The sequence below is a fragment of the Bacillus sp. RC51 genome, from assembly GCF_044908115.1.
GTDB classification, from domain to species: domain Bacteria; phylum Bacillota; class Bacilli; order Bacillales; family Bacillaceae_G; genus Bacillus_A; species Bacillus_A mycoides.
Window position 1 is genome coordinate 29,284 of record NZ_JBIYCW010000026.1, and the last position, 18,852, is coordinate 48,135.

At 34.3% G+C, this 18,852-nt stretch carries 16 protein-coding genes and 1 pseudogene; 11 read left to right on the plus strand and 6 right to left on the minus strand.

Translation table 11 applies throughout. The features are described 5' to 3' along the window. Nucleotides 1–309 precede the first annotated feature (309 nt). From ltrA to ABH959_RS28615, 6 genes and pseudogenes are all read left to right on the plus strand, one after another. Complete coding sequence (ltrA, locus tag ABH959_RS28590) at nt 310–2,106, plus strand: group II intron reverse transcriptase/maturase (RefSeq protein ID WP_098344268.1); 1,797 nt, start codon at nt 310–312, stop codon at nt 2,104–2,106. Nucleotides 2,107–2,198: 92 nt separating this feature from the next. Continuing rightward, nucleotides 2,199–3,275 (plus strand): annotated as a pseudogene (locus ABH959_RS28595) (NlpC/P60 family protein); the annotation flags it as partial. A 16-nt stretch (nt 3,276–3,291) separates the two neighbouring features. Next, nucleotides 3,292–3,867 (plus strand): hypothetical protein, encoded by a 576-nt coding sequence (locus ABH959_RS28600; protein WP_404493490.1) that lies wholly within the window; start codon nt 3,292–3,294, stop codon nt 3,865–3,867. A gap of 166 nt (nt 3,868–4,033) precedes the next feature. Then, nucleotides 4,034–4,417, plus strand: coding sequence for a hypothetical protein (locus ABH959_RS28605; protein ID WP_404467918.1), 384 nt, complete (start codon nt 4,034–4,036; stop codon nt 4,415–4,417). After that, nucleotides 4,414–4,713 (plus strand): DUF2325 domain-containing protein, encoded by a 300-nt coding sequence (locus ABH959_RS28610; protein ID WP_002169762.1) that lies wholly within the window; start codon nt 4,414–4,416, stop codon nt 4,711–4,713. Before ABH959_RS28605 ends, ABH959_RS28610 begins: the two co-directional genes overlap by 4 nt. A gap of 454 nt (nt 4,714–5,167) precedes the next feature. Continuing rightward, nucleotides 5,168–5,887 carry a hypothetical protein gene (locus ABH959_RS28615; protein WP_404493492.1) on the plus strand — a complete coding sequence of 240 codons (720 nt, stop codon included), beginning with the start codon at nt 5,168–5,170 and terminating at the stop codon, nt 5,885–5,887. Between the two features lie 968 nt (nt 5,888–6,855). Here the strand turns inward: ABH959_RS28615 and ABH959_RS28620 are convergent. Next, nucleotides 6,856–7,248, minus strand: coding sequence for a thiol-disulfide oxidoreductase DCC family protein (locus tag ABH959_RS28620; RefSeq protein WP_404493494.1), 393 nt, complete (start codon nt 7,246–7,248; stop codon nt 6,856–6,858). 149 nt (nt 7,249–7,397) lie between these two features. Between ABH959_RS28620 and ABH959_RS28625 the strand changes: the two genes are divergently transcribed. Both ABH959_RS28625 and ABH959_RS28630 read left to right on the plus strand, forming a co-directional pair. Further along, entirely contained in the window at nt 7,398–8,081 is a 684-nt protein-coding gene (locus tag ABH959_RS28625; RefSeq protein WP_404493496.1) for a CPBP family intramembrane glutamic endopeptidase, read from the plus strand. A gap of 498 nt (nt 8,082–8,579) precedes the next feature. Continuing rightward, a complete protein-coding gene (locus tag ABH959_RS28630) occupies nt 8,580–9,125 on the plus strand; it encodes a GNAT family N-acetyltransferase (protein WP_404493498.1) in 546 nt (181 codons plus the stop codon). A 202-nt stretch (nt 9,126–9,327) separates the two neighbouring features. Here ABH959_RS28630 and ABH959_RS28635 read toward each other — a convergent pair whose 3' ends face one another. The 5 genes from ABH959_RS28635 to ABH959_RS28655 all read right to left on the minus strand — a co-directional run bounded on the left by ABH959_RS28635 (nt 9,328) and on the right by ABH959_RS28655 (nt 14,310). Further along, nucleotides 9,328–10,473: a DUF418 domain-containing protein gene (locus tag ABH959_RS28635; protein ID WP_404493500.1), complete on the minus strand. Its 1,146-nt coding sequence runs from the start codon at nt 10,471–10,473 to the stop codon at nt 9,328–9,330. Nucleotides 10,474–10,512: 39 nt separating this feature from the next. Continuing rightward, on the minus strand, nt 10,513–10,995 hold the full coding sequence (locus ABH959_RS28640) for a thioredoxin family protein (protein ID WP_404493502.1): 483 nt from the start codon (nt 10,993–10,995) through the stop codon (nt 10,513–10,515). Between the two features lie 805 nt (nt 10,996–11,800). Further along, nucleotides 11,801–12,601, minus strand: a complete 801-nt coding sequence (locus ABH959_RS28645; protein ID WP_404493504.1) for a CPBP family intramembrane glutamic endopeptidase — start codon at nt 12,599–12,601, stop codon at nt 11,801–11,803. A gap of 324 nt (nt 12,602–12,925) precedes the next feature. Further along, a complete protein-coding gene (locus tag ABH959_RS28650) occupies nt 12,926–13,501 on the minus strand; it encodes a recombinase family protein (RefSeq protein WP_063219808.1) in 576 nt (191 codons plus the stop codon). Between the two features lie 608 nt (nt 13,502–14,109). After that, nucleotides 14,110–14,310, minus strand: a complete 201-nt coding sequence (locus ABH959_RS28655; protein ID WP_404493506.1) for a hypothetical protein — start codon at nt 14,308–14,310, stop codon at nt 14,110–14,112. Between the two features lie 191 nt (nt 14,311–14,501). On the opposite strand from ABH959_RS28655, the gene ABH959_RS28660 reads away from it, so the two are divergent. The 3 genes from ABH959_RS28660 (at nt 14,502) to ABH959_RS28670 (ending at nt 18,662) form a co-directional block, all read left to right on the plus strand. Continuing rightward, entirely contained in the window at nt 14,502–17,456 is a 2,955-nt protein-coding gene (locus ABH959_RS28660; RefSeq protein ID WP_404493508.1) for a Tn3 family transposase, read from the plus strand. Between the two features lie 568 nt (nt 17,457–18,024). Then, a complete protein-coding gene (locus tag ABH959_RS28665; RefSeq protein WP_404493510.1) occupies nt 18,025–18,189 on the plus strand; it encodes an aspartyl-phosphate phosphatase Spo0E family protein in 165 nt (54 codons plus the stop codon). 260 nt (nt 18,190–18,449) lie between these two features. Further along, nucleotides 18,450–18,662: a hypothetical protein gene (locus tag ABH959_RS28670; protein WP_231009705.1), complete on the plus strand. Its 213-nt coding sequence runs from the start codon at nt 18,450–18,452 to the stop codon at nt 18,660–18,662. Nucleotides 18,663–18,852: the final 190 nt, after the last annotated feature.

Below are 18,852 nucleotides of genomic sequence, written 5' to 3' on the forward strand. Positions count from 1 at the left end.
ATAATGGAACGTGGAAAGCCACCAACATGGAGAACTTATCTTCGAGGAAGTGTTTGAAGGGAAGGTGTTTGTGAGATTAGCAAACGTATAACCTTCATTTATGGTGGTGAGAGTGATGGCATAGTACCGGTGAAGCAATGGAAACATTGCAGAGGGATAGCCATTAGTCTGATGAAAGATTGACCAACCGTTTCAAAAAGCTACGCAGTCGAATTATAAGGTTCTTGTGAGACTAAAAAAGGTAAACTCTGAAAGGAGATCCGACTTATAAAGAAAACTGAAAAGCTTAGACACGCTGAATATTATGATATGCAGTCTACACTAGATGACTTGTATCAGCAAAGTCAAAACGGTAACAACTTTTATAAATTAATAGAGCTTATGAAGATGGATGAAAACATACGTTTAGCATATCGAAATATAAAAAGAAATATGGGAAGTCTGACAGCTGGAACAGATGGAATGACAATTAATGATATTAAAATGCTTTCAACGGATGAAGTGATAGAAAAAGTAAGAACGATGTTTGGTTGGTATGAACCACAATCTGTAAGACGCGTATTTATACCAAAACCAAATGGAGACCGTAGACCTTTAGGGATACCAACCATATGGGACAGATTATTTCAGCAATGTGTATTGCAAATATTGGAACCAATATGTGAAGCGAAATTTCATAACCATAGTTACGGTTTTCGCCCTAACCGAAGTACACATCATGCACTAGCGAGAATGAAATCTTTAGTGAATAGAAAAGGAAACGGATTTCACTACTGTGTGGATATAGACATTAAAGGTTTCTTTGACAATGTGCATCATGGAAAACTTCTAAAGCAATTGTGGACGATAGGTATACGAGATAAGAAATTACTTTCTATCATTTCAAGACTACTGAAAGCAGAAATTGTAAATGAGGGTGTTCCTCAAAAAGGTACTCCGCAAGGAGGAATACTAAGTCCGCTTCTATCTAATATCGTACTCAACGAATTAGATTGGTGGGTAAGTAACCAATGGGAAACGATAAAGACCTCACATCCATATAAGGGAAATAGTGAAAAATATCGAGCGCTAAAGAAAAGTAAATTAAAGGAATGTTTCTTAATTCGATATGCAGACGATGCAAAAATATTATGTCGTGATTATGTAACGGCTTTAAAAATGTTTGAAGCAACAAAAGACTTTCTTAGAACACGCCTACATCTGGATATTAGCCTTGAAAAATCAAAGATTATAAATTTGAGGAAAAAAGCGAGTCACTTTTTAGGCTTTACAGTTAAGGCAAATAAGAAAGGAAACAAACATGTGGCTCATAGCAGAATGTGTGTGAAATCCAGAAAACATGCGTATAGCAAGCTGAAAAAGGCTGTTAAAGATATAAGCAGAGAACAAACACCGGAATCAGTATGGCGATTTAACACGACTGTAATGGGAATACAAAATTATTATTCAGCCGCCACACATATAAATCACGATCTAGATCACATGAGTTGCCATCTCATAAGAACACTCTATAATCGACTGAGGCGAGATTGGAAAAAAGCCACTAAGAGTGACATGTCGACTGTATTAAGGAAAAGATATAAACGATACAATCCTAAATTGTATAAAATCAAAGACATCGTATTACTACCTATCCATGCGCAGAAGCACAAACCGGCTAGAAATTTTACTCAGTCTATCTCAAATTATACAAAAGAAGGTAGAGAGAAAATACATGATACGCTAAAAGCCGTAGATAGGGAGACACTCCGACATGTACAGCGTTTTTATATGAAGCATCGAACAGTAGAATACAACGATAACAGAATTGCAAAGTTTATTGCACAGTATGGAAAATGTGCCATTACGAAACAAGAAGTTGGATTAGTAGGTTGGCACTGTCATCATAAAATTCCGTTGGAATTTGGGGGACAGGACAATTATGAGAATCTGGTAATTGTACTAGAAGACATACACTTAGCAATTCATAGCGATGATTCAGATAAGGCAAAATCAATCTTAAATAAGTACGACATTATTGAAGATAAGAAAGTGATGTTTGACAAGCTGAGAATATCAGCGCGTCGACATCCTATCTTTTCTTCAATACAAAAGTTGGTCAATTGAATTAGATGGAGCGCCGTATGAGGTGAAAGTCTCACGTACGGTGTGAAGTGGGGGAAAAGGTGGAGATGATGTCAAAACCTTACCTATCACTATTTGGGAGTGGTTTTATTAGCTATGCATTAGCAAAAGGTGGTTATTCAGAGGAAACTGCCATTGAATTCTCAAGAAGTAAGGCACATTTAAATCCGGGTGGTTGTTCTGATCCTAATAACTTCCGAACCAAAGTGGGAGCGTGTTATGGGGATTACAGCTACGTTACCAAAGTTTTGAAATTTTACAAAGATTTAGGTTGCGTAGCGTCTGGAGATGGAGAATGGGTGTCTGATAAAGGTTGGAAATGGCCAACGAAATCAGGGCGTATTACAGATACGTTTGATGCGGTTCGTGGTGGAAAACAACATAACGCTGTAGATATTGGGGCCATGACCGCCGGAAAAGCTGGAGACCCTGTGTGGTCGATGGAAGTTGGTATTGTAACGAACCAAACAGGAAATGTAAATGGTGGTGGTTTAGGTGTTTATGTAGACCATGGAAATGGCATTGTATCTCGCTACTTACACTTGAGTAAAATATCAGTTGCACCAGGAACCATGGTAACAAAAGGACAAATCATTGGGGAGATGGGCGGTTCTAACTATAATAAAGATACTGGTTTACTTAATATGAATGGATACGCTGTCCATTTAGACTTCCAGATTCGTATTAACGACCAACCAACAGATCCAATGAAATTCTTTAAGAAAAATGATGATCCGGGATTATCATCAGGCGGTTCTCCTGTTATGACGAATGACAAAAGACAAAAGGTACTAGCAGAAGCCAAAAAGTGGATTGGGCAAGGAAAAGTCAGATATGTATTAGGGAATCGTAATCCACCGGGTGGCACTTCAGATTGCTCTGGATTTACGCAGTATGTCTTTAGAACAAGTGTAGGTGTGCAACTTGGAGATTGGACAGGTGCTCAAGTTGGACAAGGTAAACAAGTACCAGACATCAATCATGCACAACCAGGAGACCTCATCTTCTATGAAAACCCAGGACACGTTGCAATTTACATGGGGAACCAGAAAATGATTCATATTGGTGATGATAAGGGTGTACAAATTACAGGTCTAAACTATACGGCAAGAGGACAACATATGACTCAAATTCGTAATGTTATAGACTGATAAGGGATGAGAGAAGATGAAGAAAGTAATCAATATTTTGTCCAATATGCCTCGTAAGTACTTGGTGGTATTGGGGGTCATAGTTTTAGTGCTAGGTGTAGCTACCTATAATAGCATTCATCGTTACATGATGAAATCACAAGTACAAGAGGAAGAACAAGTAAATCAAGATGAAATAGAGATACTTGGAGATAAGCCAAAGGGATTTGATACAAAAGAAGAGGAATATATCGCGAAAACAAAAACAGTAGAAGACTTACTACGAAAAATATCTTCCAGCAGTTATGATGTACCATATTTGTTTACAAAGGCTGGATTTGGTATTGAGCCAATGAAAATGACAAGTAATGAGCGCATGCTTGCTACAGAAGCTGTACAACGATATTTCCTGCATGGAGATAAATTCTATAATGCTCGTATTACAAAAATAGAACGCGGAAAAAAAGTAGATACGTACCACATTGAAGTTCAAATTCAACAAGTGAATTTCCTTGAACCACGTCAATTTAAAGTGCAAGTAAATCAATATGCACAAATTGTAACACCAATTGAACAAATTCCGCACGGGCAAGAAGAAGTACCAGTGGATTAAGAGGAAAATGAGGGTTGTGGAAGAAAAAACACAACCCTTTCTAAAAAAATAAAGAGTACCCTAAAAATATTCATTGAATATTCATAATTTTCTGATATAATAAAACCATAGCTAAATGAAATCTATATATATAACTGATTTGAAATAGATATGGAGGAAAGAAAAAATGAGAATGTTATTTGGAACAGCAGCAAACTTTTTTGCGGGATATTCTTCTGGAAGGGGATCAGGATTTTTAGGGACATTATTCGGATGGGCTTTGTTTTTGGGTGGAGGATATCTATTAGTAGAACATTGGGACAGTATCACGGTTTGGATGCATAGCTTAAATATAGTGCAAGGGTTAGACGGTTATGAAGACATGAGTAATGGGTTCATCTTTGTATGCTTGGTCGTAAGTGCTTTTATTTTTATGCTGTTGTTACCTATTTTCGCAATTGTATTAATAGTAGGTTTAATAATTATGAATATTGTAGTTTGTACGCTTGTATTGTTAACAACACCAAGTACATACACAAAAAAGAAAAATAAGGAGAGTGAGTGGGAATGAATACAATTCTAGTATTAGGTGGATCAAATGGTAGGACGTTAGAAAAACTAGCGAAAAAAAGAGATTGTCAGGTGATTTTTCATGACGGAAAGAATCATGGTGGCGTAAAGAAGACTTTTCGTAGTGTCATTAAAAAATGTGATGTCATTGTCGTGCAGAAAGGTGCATGTGGACATGTCTCTATTGATGTAGCAAAGGAATACGCAAAGAAGTATGATGTCCCGCTTCTATTTAATCAAGGGTTTGGTGGAACGGGTGCGTTAGAAATAGGTTTAAAACACCTGCAGGCAGCGTGAGATTAGTAGGAAAAGAATATTTCGGTTTATAAATCATAAAATTTTCATATACAGATTATATTTTGGTAGGTTTTAATAATATACAATTTGAATTTCATTCAGGATGGGGATTCAGTATAATCAAAAGTAATAAATAAAAGAGAAAATCCCTGCGGGGACAGGGACTTTTTAGGAGAGATATTGTTGTATAATGTCGAAAATTGGCGAATTCAACAAATTAATATTATCACGAATTTTCAAGTAATTGCGGTGGCTGATGTGTCAAAACTGTGTACGATTTTCATATAAAAGCGTTATTTTAATCGGAAATGGCAGGTAATTGACTAGGTTACCTGCCATGCTCTAAAACAATCCGAAGGAGTGAGCACCTGTTTGAAAGAGTGCCGCCGTGGGAAGTCGGCTTATAGGTAGTATGTGGAATGTGAAAAAGATTATTCGAAAAGGGGAATGGAAAATGGAAAACCAAGAAAAATTAGTTGTTTTAAATGCAGATCAAAAGGCAGTTGCTTTAAAAGGGTTAAAGGATTTGTTCTTTGCAGCAAAACAAATGCATGAATGGTTATCACAAGATACATTAACCGAAGAAATGAAAGGCACTCTCATTTCTTTATCAGAAAGTCATATTTCAGATGTGGCAAAAGTAACGGACTATGAATCAAATTTAGCGAAAGAAAAAGAAAAACGTTATGCGGAAATTCGTAATGCCAATATGCGTATTCACGACTTGGAACGACAAATGGCTGATATGAAACCGATCGATGGATTAAAAGAGCAATTGGCGGAGTTAACTCGGAAGATTGATGAATGGTGGGACGAACTAGGGTTCAACTACATTTCGGAAATGAGTTTTAGTAAATGGGGTGGATTAGATATAAAGTTTGGTTTTCAATTAGGTAGACTTTCAATGTTGTTGAGTAGTACACCTGTATCGGATAAGGAAGAAGATGCGGATAAAATACAACAACTTCGCGATAAAGGATTTATTTTCACAGAGGAAGATAGGGAAGCACATCTTGCTGACAATGATACAAACAAGAAATTATTGGTAGAACTTTTAGAAGAAAGATTTCCGAGTATACGAATTACAGGAATGGAAACTTGGAACGGGAGAAGAAACAAGGAAGCGCACATTCGATATGTTACAGCCTATCTAGGCGAATTGCATGAAATTTAAACAAAATAGTTATTTTGTAAACGGAAAATAGGAGTGCTTGACCAGAGCACTCCATAACGCCAATAACAAAACCTATAAAAGTATATGAGACATTTAACTAAATATGCTTAATCCTTATTCAAACAAAAAAGAGCACCAGGGAAAGTGCTCTTTGGCCAAGATTCATATCGAAAAGCTTACCGTGATTAGTGTATGTATATTTTTGATATATGTGCAGTTTTATATAAAATCCTTATTTAAACGGAAAAAGAGCACTCGGGAAAGCGCTCTTTGACCAAGACTCATATCATGTTGAGATGTAATAACGTGACAGCAATATATCTTATGTATGTATTGAGTGTATGTGCAAGTTTAAAACAAAATCTTTATTTCATAACAAGCGAAAAAGAGCACACATATAAGTATGCTCCTTGACAAGAAAGGTAGATTTCTATGAGCGGAGAGTCTCCATACAATAACATATGCTTGTCCAGTTAAAAGGTGACAAGTTTTTAATAAAATCGTTATTTGAATGAAAAGACAACAAACGGAGGGGTTTGCTGTCTTGATAAAAAGGAATGGCACTAAGTATATATTACAGAGGTAACTGGTTAGTAAAAGTATATGCATTATATATATAAATATCACCAAACAAAGGTGATAATTTTTAAAAATACGTTATTTCATAGTAAATACAAAAGAGCACACATATAAGCATGCTCTTAAATAAGAGAGATTAAGGGTGGCTAATCCCATACAATAACATATGCTTGTCTAGATAAAAGGTGAAAGATTTTAATGAAATCTTAATTTAAATAAAAAGAGCGCTTTTTAAGGCGCCCTATGCCCAATATTTATATATAAAGGTGACTATAATTAGTGTATGTATGCTTTTAATATATGTGCAGTTTTTAAACAAAATCGTTATTTTGCTGAATAAAAATTAGAATCTCTCAAAGAGAGATTCATGGGAATATTTGTATTTTTAACTACTCTAAAAATCTTTTTTTGATATCCGGAGTAGGGATAAGACATTGTTTTTGTTTGCCAAACCAGTTGTATCTATTTTCTGCAATTTTTTTGTAATAAAGGTTCCGAATAGGTTTTGGGATTATTAAAAAGATGAAAAATAATTTGCAACTTCCTTTTAAGTGCCTACAAATATTCAGTATGGCATCTGATTCTGTATAAGCCTTATTATTATCAATTAATACCACGCTATCTATTGTTTCGCTAATGTTGTATTGATTTAATAACTGAATACCTATCTTACTTTGGCGTGATGCAAATTTAAAATATCCTTTAGGATCTCTTTTAATAATAAATTGAACACTTTGATTACATAAGTTGCAGTCTCCATCAAAAAGTATAATTCGTGTCATTTATAATCCTTTCTAAAACGTTTATTTGAATGCTTTTTATTTTAACTGAAAAGAGAATATAAATACACTCATTGTGAATTATTGAATTACGAAGAGTTTTTAATAAAAATGCTATTTTAGAGAAAAAGGTAAAGGGTGAATCCAAGAATATGAATAATAGTAATATATACAAATCAGGTTATGTCATTCTTATTTATTTTGTTATGACTCAATTTGTCGGAATTATAGGAGTACAATTACTGGCTAAGACAGGTTGGTATGATATTCAGGGGAATCAGCAACAAGCGATTCAAGAGATCCTTGTACATTGGGAGTTAATAGGGTTTCTGCTTACATTAGGAATCATATTTCTTGTATATAAGAAAGAAGGGATTAAAGAACCTAGGCTATCAATTAAATTATCGAAAGCCACATGGCGGTGGATTCTTGCTGGAATCGTATTCGTTTTTCTTGCACAGATGATTGGTAGCTTTTTAGATAAGAGTTTATTCCAGTTATCTACGCAATCAGGAAATACATCTAGTACAGTCGCAGCTGCAGTGATATCACCAATTGCGATTGTATCCATTGTAATTCTTGCCCCATTAGTAGAGGAACTGGTATTTCGATATGCAACCATGAATATTTTAATAAAGAAGTTTAAAGAAACAGGGAGTATCGTAATCAGTGCATTGTTCTTTGCAATTATGCATTTTGATTTTCCATTTATCTTTGGGTATTTCTGTATTGGGGTTGTATTAGCCTTCGTATATAAACGTTCAAATCAATTATTAGTTTCTTATTTTGTTCATGCAGCGATGAATTTCATTGTACTGATGTTACAAATAATCTAAATATGAGTATATAAAAAGACATGCTGGATAAAACTAAATAGTTCAGTTTTTGTGGAGAAACAATTAAAATAGCATACGAATTATAAGGCTAAATCACATATCGATATAGCTTTTAATTTTTATTAATATATCAACATTTTGAACTTACATATCTATGAAATAGCACTCGAAATCATATACAAAATAACAGAGTGACAATATCTGTTGGTAGCCTGAAAAAAGGGGTACTAAAATAGGAGCTAATTATTATGTTAATAAGACTATCAGTTGGGAGGGGCGAAACGTCCTGCAATTCAGCAAGCCTAAGGATAATAATGCAGATAAAGAGTTTGATTTAAAAGATATAATATATCTAAGATAGTTCGCTTGATAACAGGCGGCTTATTTTTTTGAAAAGAAAATATTAAATTTATGTTAAAATAAAATTAATATTGAGAATAGTTGCCCTTATACATCTCTTTAATAACAAATAGCTTACTAAAAAGGAGAGAGAAAGATATGTTAATACATAAAATTGATGAAGAAGTTACATTGCGAATGTTTAATGAAAGTGACGCTGAAGAATTCTACAACTTAATTATTAATTCAAAATCATATTTAAAGGAATGGCTCGGTTGGCTCGACTATATTGAAAGAGCAGAAGATACTGCTCAAAATATTAAAACGAGACTAAAAGAATTTGCAGAAAACGGTGGATACCCAAAATCTTTCGCCATTATATATAAAGGGAAAATTGCAGGAACAATAGGTTTTAATGACATCCATAAGACTAATAAAATTGGTATTGTCGGTTATTGGTTAGGAGAAAACTTTCAAGGTAAAGGTATTATGACAAAGGCTTTGAAGATTTTAATTGATTATGGATTTAAGGAACTTGAACTGAATAAAATTGAGATTAGTGTTGCTGTTGAAAATAAAAAAAGCAGAGCACTTCCTGAACGATTTGGATTTGTAGAAGAAGGTAAAATAAGACAAGCAGAGTGGCTATATGACCATTATGTAGACCACGTTATTTATGGACTTTTAGCTACGGAATGGAAATGAATATTTAAGTAACTGAAACTTGGGTTTAAAAACATAAGATAATACGATAAAAAACGCTTGGAAATCTCCAAGCGTTTTTTATGTGTTAAATATACTGCTAATTCTAATGCTACTTGTATTGTTTTTTAGAATGAAAAATGTAGTGCTAATTTAAATTTTCTCCACATTATCTGAACTACTTAGGATAAAACAGCATGTCTTTTTATTTATAAATCCATTTTCTCCATAGCCATTCGATAGGTCCATATCGGAAATACTTACTCCATAGTGTACTGCATATACATTGTACGATACAAATAAGAAGTCCAAAGATACATAGCTGCCAGTAAAATAAGTGTGAGATATCCTGAAAACATCCAGAAAGAATGATAAGTGTTAGTATGCTTTGGGCTATGTAATTTGTTAAAGCATATTTACCTACGTTCATAAGGGGGTATAGCCACTTTATATATCTTTTTTTCTCACAAATTAAAAGTAGAGAACAAATATAGAATATAGCTAGCGTTTTTCCTCCAAAAAGAATCCATAGCTGGATATGGCTAGAGTAATAGACATCTGTTTCAATAAAATAATAGATGATAGGGAGGGAGAGCAGACATGATAGGAATAGCGAACTCCACTGTAAAATTTGAATTTTCCCTCTGAGTTCCAATACGCGTCTAAAAATATTCTTCTTTCCAGCCCATAAACCTATTAAAAATAACCCAATATATTCCGGAATCCCTATTAGAAGTTGCTGAAATTCCTGTGTCATAAGAAAGAACAAACGAGCCTTTATTTGATGTGAATAATTTGAAAATAGATTTACTGTGTGATTAGTAGTGTTGCCTGTAAACATATATTGATAGTATTTTGGTATCTCTTCAGGAATAGAAGGACTTGCATGTAAAAATAAAATAACATGTAGAGTATAACTAGCTAGTAAAAAACTACAACCTGTTATAAAAATAAGCTTAGTAGACCGCTTATAAAAGAACAATAGAACAAAACCTGCTATAGCATACGCATGTAGAATATCTCCATACCATAGAAAGATGAAGTGGAGTAAACCGAAGAGTAGTAAGATACACAATCTACGGCTAAATAACCTATATATAGGATATCCTCTTGCTTCTGTATTTTTCATAAAGATATAAAATCCTACTCCAAATAAGAACGCAAAAATAGTATAGAATTTTGCTTGTATAAACAAATCTATTAAAAAACGAATTACTTTATCTGTACCGGAGTAACCCGCTTGATTAAAGGGATCTAGTCCCGTCATAGTAGGTAGATTAGCAAATAGGATACACAGTATGGCCATACCCCTTATTATGTCTAAAGAATAAATACGGGCGTTTTGTTGCATGTAAATTCTCCTTTCTTACAAAGAAAAACGAGCACTATATTAACTAGCGCTCGAATTACGTCTCGCAAAGAATCCATCATATGTAGCAGCTGACACTGCCCCTTCTAGGCGTTCCATTTCTTCGCCTCTGTTATAAGCTACAACAACTGGAGTACCAGGAATGTCGAACTCTTGAAAGGCACTTTGATTTTCTGGCGTAGAGATATCAATACGATAGATGGTTCTATCATGCTTTTTTGACATACTATCGATATCTGGTGCAGCCTTTTTACAATAATGACAGGTTGGTTGATAGTAATATGCAATAAACTCTTCATGGGATTCTATTTTTTGCTTCAATTCTTCTTTTGAAATATCTTTTATATTTTTTGGTGCTCTTTCTGCATCTGCAGCAGATACAATTGCTTTTTCTGGTGTTACAGTTTCTGTTTTGACTGATTCATTCTTAGTTAAAGTAAAGATCGCGATACAAGCAACGCATAATGTGGTGACAATTGCTCCGATTTTATACATTTTTTTCATAGTAAATTCCTCCTTAAAATAAAAAAAGGACAAACCTCGCCCGAGTTAACTGGGCGTAAGGTTTGTCCTTCACGCTACGTACAATAGAGTATAAACAATTGATAACAAATTTTCTACTTATATATTACCATATAATCCGTATAGAATGCTATATTAATTTTCGCAAGTGACAAAAAGAACAAACGAAATTATTATAATTTCACGTACCAAAATGATAATAAAAAAAGCACACAACATACATTAGGGGATTCTATACAGTTTATAACTATGGGCCTTTGTGTAGCAATGGAACCAAATCACGCAATAAGTATTAGTGGACATAAAATAACTATTTTTACTGACTTAATGTCCGCTAATAATACTTATAGGGGTAGCGTCAGGAAAATGCGAATTTACAACGTTAAGGAAATTTCAATATTAAAAAGCCTAATTTCTCAATTTAATGCGAAGAAATTAAGCTTTTTTCATTACTCAATTAAAGCGCCCTTTAATGGAATAACTAAAATAGGATCTCTATCCTAAAATCACTTCTTTTTCAACTATAGCACCCGTTTTAAGAAAAGCCGCCGAAATGGCAGCCAGATTTTCCACAAAAGCTACCCGTTACTTTAAGTACAACATTTCACAATCTTATACATTGATGTTAATCACATTTCTTTCAGAAAGGGGAATTATAGGTTAATTTGCACCCCTGTTAGATAATGGGGGCTATTCATGTAGTCGTAGCTTGGCCACTCCTGCAAAGACGTTTCGTTTATGTAAACGGCTATTCAACAAACTGGAATTTGACGAACACGGATTATGCTTATACTATTCGCCTGTTCTTTTTGTTGTATATCACAACGGTTACAATTGAAACAAGAACAATCACAGCATTTGCGGCAATGGTTCCCGCCCAAGTCATAGTCATGGTGCCGAAGATGGGGGATGCCGCATTGAACATGGTGTGGAATAATACGCACATAAACACACGGCCTTTCCCTGATATTTTGTAGATTGCCCCGTTGAAAAACCGAAACGCAATGAGTTGAACTGCAAACATCCAAAAGTTAATGAGTCCCTCTCCGTGATTCGTCCCCGGAATGAAGAAGAGAGGGATATGCCATAAAATCCAAATGATTCCAACAAAAACAGAAGACAAAACAAAACCGTATTTTTTGTCAAGCTCAGGCTGCAATATGTACATCCAGCCAGCTTCCTCCAAGCCACCGATAAAAAGATTACCAAGCAGAGAAAGGAAGAACGTATAAAATGGAAGCACCATTTCCGTGCGGCCTGAAACTGCAATATGTATCAAAAAATACAGTGCAAGTCCTGCAACAACGAACAAATAGAGAGATATGCTATTTTTGACATAAAAAACAGTTCTCAACCATTCCTTGAAACCTGCTATTTTGTTATTTTTCTTTAGAACGATATATGAAGCAATAGCGGGCGACAAAATATAGATTGCAAAAGGGATATTCATCCCGAATTGCTGTAACGAATGAACCCAATTGTGAACCCAATATCCGAATTGCCCAAGAGCAATCAAAGCACCTGACACAAGATAGGCTATGCAAAATGTCAGCATCGTAAATTGTACTGTGATTTTTTTGTCTGTCATAATTTCTTCACCTCACATTTTAAAGTATACATTAAATTTTAACGGATTGACGCTTTGACTTTTATCACCTAATGTTTGCTTTCTGCTATCAAAGTTGCGCTCCGCACAAAATATAAATAATCTCCATTACAAATTCTAATTTATCGACTTGTTTCTAAGCCCAATTATCGCACTATTTCGTGGTACAGTTATTTTTTCGGTACTTCATTACTTCCCAACTTATTAAACTAAACGACTGTTCGTTAAGTACATCTCTTCTCAATCTTCACGAAACAAATAAAAATGTTATTCCACAATCTGGCCCTTTAACGGAATAAGGAATGATTATTGTTTCCCTTCTGATAGCTTTCTATATAATGAAGCCCTAGACACATTTGTAATTTCACAAATTTGATTTACAGTCATACCTCCTTCTTTATATAGCTTTACTGCATAATTCATTCCTGCGTGATTTTTATGATATTTCTTTAACCGGCCTTTAAACTTGCCTTCTTTCTTAGCCAGCTCAATCCCTTCACGTTGACGCATACGGATAAGATCTCGCTCTAATTGATTAACACCAGCCATTACCGTAATTAAGAATTGACTGTATGGATTATCTTCTGATAAATCTAGCCATGAATCCTTGAGTGATTTTAAGCTTGCCTTTTTACTTCGTATTAAATCAATCAATTCAAATAAATCCTGCGTACTTCGAGTGATCCGAGTTAAGTCTGTAACATAAATAATGTCACCTTCACCTAAATCTTCTAACATTTTTTGAAGTTGCTCACGATTCTTCGTTGCTCCAGAAACTTTTTCCTCAAAAATAATATTCATTCCTATTTCGTTGAGTTGCTGAAATTGCCTTGAAGGATTCTGGCTAGTCGAACTGACACGTATATAACCGATTTTCCGCAAAATATCACCTCGTTTTCGAGACAAGTCTTATGAGACGCTCTTAACTATGATTTTATCAGTCTGCAACACTTGTATCAATAGAGTACACTCTATTGATATATAATTGAACTAATTAACTGAATAATTACAGAAATGAGATGATACTGTATGGGGTCTCGCCAACTAAACGCGAATTTCGTACGCTATGGAATTTCTAAGTTGAAAAACTTGGTTTTATCGTACGTTAACAAAGTACCATAAACGACATTTAATTTTTGTTATGGTACTTTGTTTTTGATAATGAGTTTTAGAACTGGTTTTGACCATATTTCTTTCAGTTATATTAGAACTAAATGGAGTTCCTTAAACGACCGTTTTCGGTTCTTATTATTGTTACATCAGTAGTTGTAGCCTTAGCGTACAGAATCCGTGATTGATTTCTTTTATATGATTTTTTGCTATTTGCTTAGTTTCTCCACTTGAAAAGAGATAAACAATAGAATGGAAAATTAGTAAGAAAAATGCCGTAATTACCTCTAACATGGCTTATGTGCCTCCCTAATATATGTGAACCATTAATTAACCAATAATTACCTTGTAAATTATATCAGCCCGAGTAACTGGAATGTTTATTTCAATAAAAGCCAAATGACAAAAATTACTCCTGTAACTGCTGCAGATCCCAAAAAACCTACCAACATTTTCCCCTCAGGACCATTAATAAGCTCTTTTAAAACTTCTTTTGCTATTCGCTGACCTTTACCACTTAAAACTATCGAAAGAATAAAGAATATTACCACTAATACAAATGAAGAAATTATTAACTCCATGACTTATATACCTCCCTAATATATGTGCGTTATTAATTAACCAATAATTGCCTTATAAATTATATCAGCTAGGGTACATGGAAGTATAACAAATTATTTATATAACTTATTTTATTAATCGATATATTAAAAAAAGACACCGAATAATTCCTTAGCGTACGAAATTCGCGAAATGTTGGTGCTACCCCTGTATGAAAATGGCGAGAGGTAGAGAATTGCTTACACCGGAACAGCGACAAGTCTTTATGCAAATTCCTGAAGATGAGTGGGTGCTAGGAACCTACTACACTTTTTCCAAACGAGATTTAGAAATTATAAATAAGCGAAGGAGAGAAGAAAACCGTTTAGGATTCGCCGTTCAATTAGCCATTCTTCGGTATCCCGGTTGGCCGTACACTCATATCAAAAGCATCCCAGATTCAGTCATACATTATATATCGAAACAAATCGGTTCTACTCCATCTTCGCTTAGTCTTTATCCTCAAAGAGAAAATACACTTTGGGATCATTTGAAAGAAATTCGTAATGAATACGACTATGTAACTTTTACTCTAAAAGAATATCGAATGACATTTAAGCACCTTCATCAATTAGCTTTGGAAAATGGTGATGCCATTCATCTACTACATGAATGCATAGATTTTCTAAGAAAAAACAAAATCATAATGCCTGCTATCACTACACTTGAAAGAATGGTGTGGGAGGCAAGAGCAATGGCTGAAAAGAAGCTATTTAATACGGTTAGTCAATCTCTGTCAAATACGCAAAAAGAAAAACTTGAAGAGATCATTCATCCATCCGAATCTAATAAAACTATATTGGGGTGGTTAAAGGAACCACCGGGTCATCCTTCACCCGAAACATTTCTAAAATTAATAGAACGACTTGAATATATACGGGGAATGGGATTAGAAACGGTACAAATTAGTCATTTGCATCGCAATCGCTTGTTACAGCTATCTCGCTTAGGTTCAAGATATGAGCCTTATGCATTCCGTGACTTTCAAGAAAATAAACGTTATTCGATATTAACCATCTATTTATTACATCTTACTCAGGAGTTAACGGATAAAGCTTTTGAAATTCATGATAGACAAATACTCAGTCTCCTATCAAAAGGCCGCAAGGCTCAAGAGGAGATTCAAAAACAAAACGGTAAAAAGCTGAATGAGAAAGTTATACACTTTACGAACATCGGACAAGCTTTAATCAAAGCAAAGGAGGAAAAATTAGACGTTTTTGAGGTTTTAGAATCCGTTATTGAATGGAATTCTTTCGTCTCTTCGGTGGTAGAAGCTCAGGAGCTTGCACGTCCTGTCGACTATGATTATTTAGACTTACTACAAAAACGATTTTATACACTTAGAAAATATACGCCAACGCTATTAAGGGTATTGGAATTTCATTCTACAAAGGCAAATGAACCACTTTTACAAGCTGTGGAGATTATTCGAAGAATGAATGAATCTGGGAAGCGAAAAGTACCTGATGAATCACCTGTGGACTTTATCTCGAAGCGTTGGAAAAAACACTTACATGGGGATGACGGTACAATTAATCGTCATTATTATGAAATGGCTGTTTTAACAGAACTAAGGGAACATGTTCGTGCTGGTGATGTATCCATTGTGGGAAGTAGACAATATAGAGATTTTGAGGAATATTTGTTTTCGGAAGATACATGGAATCAAACGAAAGAGAATACGAGGTTATCAGTTAGTTTATCATACGAAGACTATTTGACAGAGAGAACCAGCAGCCTTAATGAAAGACTGAAGTGGTTGTCTGCCAATTTTAATAAATTAGATGGGGTTTCTCTTGAAAAAGGAAAACTGTCAATTTCACGCTTAGAAAAGGATGCTCCAGAAGAAGCAAAGAAATTTAGTGCAAGTCTTTATCAAATGCTACCAAGAATAAAATTAACCGATTTACTTATGGATGTTGCATATATAACAGGATTTCATGAGCAATTCACTCATGCTTCTAATAATCGAAAACCAGATAAAGAAGAAACAATTATTATCATGGCTACCCTTTTAGGAATGGGAATGAATATTGGATTGAGTAAGATGGCTGAAGCCACACCAGGGCTTACATATAAGCAACTAGCCAATGTGTCTCAATGGCGCATGTATGAAGACGCAATGAATAAAGCCCAAGCCGTATTAGTAAATTTTCATCACAAATTACAATTGTCTTCCTATTGGGGAGACGGTACAACTTCTTCGTCAGACGGAATGAGAATGCAGCTAGGTGTTTCATCACTACATGCAGATGCAAACCCACATTACGGAACTGGAAAAGGAGCCACCATCTATCGATTTACGAGTGATCAATTCTCTTCTTACTACACAAAAATTATTCATACTAATTCAAGGGATGCAATTCATGTTTTGGATGGTTTATTACACCATGAGACGGATCTAAACATCGAAGAACATTATACAGACACAGCAGGTTACACAGACCAAATTTTCGGATTAACCCATTTATTAGGATTTAAATTTGCTCCAAGGATAAGAGATCTATCGGACTCAAAATTATTTACAATAGATAAAGCAAGTGAATATCCAAAACTAGAAGCTATTTTACGTGGACAAATAAATATAAAGGTCATTGAAGAAAATTATGAAGATGTTTTGCGATTAGCCCATTCAATAAGAGAAGGAACAGTCTCAGCATCCCTTATTATGGGGAAATTAGGTTCTTATTCAAGACAAAACAGCTTAGCTACAGCTTTACGTGAAATGGGGCGAATAGAAAAAACAATCTTTATTCTTAATTACATTTCGGATGAATCTCTAAGAAGAAAAATACAAAGAGGATTGAATAAAGGAGAAGCCATGAATGGACTGGCAAGAGCTATTTTCTTTGGAAAACAAGGAGAGCTTAGGGAACGAACCATACAGCATGAATTGCAAAGAGCCAGTGCTTTAAACATAATTATCAATGCCATCAGTATTTGGAATACCTTACATCTAACAAAAGCAGTTGAATATCAAAAACAGTCAGATAGTTTTAATGAAGAATTATTGCACCATATGTCACCTCTAGGTTGGGAACATATTAATTTACTTGGAGAATACCATTTTAATTCAGAAAAAATGGTCTCGTTAGATTCTTTAAGACCATTGAAACTTTCTTAACGTTGTTAAAAATGGGGGAATCGGCTTGAAAATGGGCTTAGCGTTGTAAATCCGCATTTTCCTGACGGGACCCCTTATAGGACATTAAGTATAAAATTTATCTAGTTGTGCTCAAATGACATCGACTTTTTAAGTTAACCTAAATGCACACAAAACCCTTATTATAACTTAGGTTAACCCAGTTACCCTAAGTTAACTTGATGGAGTCGCTATACCATATGATGTCCGCTAATGCTTGTTGCGTTATCCTGTTCCATTGCTACACATACCCCCTATGTGTTAGTTCTACCCTAGTAGGGGTCAAAACGTATAAAAAGACACTTTATAAAGTGTCTTTTTATACGTTGACATGCTATTTAAGAAAATGTAGTGATTAATCAGATGCTTCTCGATTAATCTTAGTATAACATAGATATAGAATATTTTAAATGTAGTTCTGCATATATAGATTATCACATATATATATAATTCTACCTTAAATCTAAATTGCCAAAATCACCAGTTTCCTTATTTTTATATTTATACTATAATTTAACTGATAAATAGTATTAAAGGAGCTTTTAAAGATATGGAGATGAGAGATTTACAAAAACTAATTGAATCAAAAAAACAAGAACTAATTAAACTTGTAGAGAAGTATGGGTTTACCCATAAGCAAGTTTTGTATTTAAGTCAAGACATCGATATATTAATTAATGAATGTATATATAATAATATTAATAAAGGTGGATGAAGTTACAGTTTACATACATAGGGAAAGCACCACATCGCTTAAAGCTAATAAAAAGAAATGCCCCCTAAAATAGGGGGCCCTCCAAAATAACGCGAATTTCGTACGCTAAGGAATTATTCGGTGTCTTTTTTTAATATATCAATTAATAAAATAAGTTATATAAATAATTTGTTATACTTCCGTGTACCCTAGCTGATATAATGTATAAGGCAATTATTGGTTAATTAATGGTTCACATATATTAGGGAGGTACATAAGCCATGTTAGAGGTAATTACGGCATTTTTCTTACTAATTCTCCATTCCATTGTTTATCTCTTTTCAAGTGGAGAAACTAAGCAAATATCAAAAAAACATATAAAAGAAATTCTTAATAGTCCGGATGGAGTAATAATATTAATCGTTGCTGCGGCACTTTTAATCGGGGGGATATATTTATATTTTTATGGTTTCGATGTAACAATGATTGTATAATAAGAACCGAAAACGATCGTTTAAGGATGTTTTCGGTTCTTAAGTTGATGGATATGTATAGTGACCCCTAAAATAATATTTGGATGGAAGTCCAAATATTATTAAAATTAAAGTGGTTCAAGTCGGAGAAAGGCACCTTAGGGTGTCTTTTTTTCTACCTATAACTGTTTAATTGTTATATAATAATAAT